This is a genomic window from Streptomyces milbemycinicus (genome assembly GCF_002154605.1).
Lineage (GTDB): Bacteria > Actinomycetota > Actinomycetes > Streptomycetales > Streptomycetaceae > Streptomyces > Streptomyces milbemycinicus.
The window spans coordinates 1-846 of record NZ_MUNE01001291.1; the positions used below are offsets into that span (position 1 = coordinate 1).

An 846-nucleotide genomic window follows, 5' to 3' on the forward strand; every position below is an offset into this window, starting at 1 on the left:
GGGTGGTCGCGAACAGCACCGCACGAACGGAGCCGCCCATGCCCCAGCCCACCACCACACACAGCGCCGCCTGGCATGCCGCCGAGGACGCCCAGGAACGTGCCTGGCTCGACGACTGGATGCGCGGCCGTATCTGCCCCACCACCCTGACGCCCCTGCCGACCGCCGGCCCGGCCCCGGCGCCGGCTCCCGTCGGGAGGATCTGATGGCCACCGCCATACCGCCGAAGCCGACGTACCCGCGGCCGCCGATCCAACACGAGGACCTGTTCCGCGAGCCGGTCTACACAGACGGGCAGCCCTACACCGCGGACGAGGAAGACGAGGAGGCGTCAGCAGCTATCACGGCGTGATAGTCCAGCTCGAGGCCTGCCGCGTATACCGCGGTATACGCCTAGAGGTGTCCGTGACCGCGTCACGCGCGGGAGCGACGGCCGGAAGACGGGGAGCGTATACCGCGGTATACGCCCTTCAAGGTGAGACACCCGCCCAATCACCGAGCCCACGTCACCGATCTGAGAAGCTATGCCCCGTCCGAGTACCGGCACCCGCCGGGAAGCATACGGAAACGGAGCACCATGCTTTCCTCAGTTCTCGTCGTGTCCACCGACCCCCAAGGATCCACGATCTGGTGGGCCGACCGCGTCGGCGACAACCTGCCCTTCGACTTCGCCACCGCCCACGAAGACCCCGACAGCCTCGCCGACCTGAAGAACCTGGGCGCGCAGATCCACGTCATCGCCAATCAGAAGGGCGGCGTCGGGAAGACCACCACCACCGTCAACCTTGCAGCCGTCGCCCATGACGTCCTCGGTGACAACGACGAACGACAGCACATCTTCATCGA

3 protein-coding genes are annotated in these 846 nt (G+C 67.4%); all 3 read left to right on the forward strand.

Features of this window, described 5'->3' with window-relative positions; genetic code table 11:
* Nucleotides 1–206 (forward strand): hypothetical protein (locus CCN51_RS55650; RefSeq protein ID WP_211303368.1); only part of this gene is annotated, 206 nt, incomplete at its 5' end.
* A complete protein-coding gene (locus CCN51_RS55655) occupies nucleotides 206–352 on the forward strand; it encodes a hypothetical protein (RefSeq protein WP_158100855.1) in 147 nt (48 codons plus the stop codon). The genes CCN51_RS55650 and CCN51_RS55655, both read left to right, overlap by 1 nt.
* A 225-nt stretch (nucleotides 353–577) precedes the next feature.
* Nucleotides 578–846 (forward strand): ParA family protein (locus CCN51_RS54180; protein ID WP_245881918.1); only part of this gene is annotated, 269 nt, incomplete at its 3' end.

Bases quoted from the DNA above. Each gene is read 5' to 3' on its own strand.
- CCN51_RS55655 (WP_158100855.1), top strand. From the start codon at position 206: ATGGCCACCGCCATACCGCCGAAGCCGACGTACCCGCGGCCGCCGATC.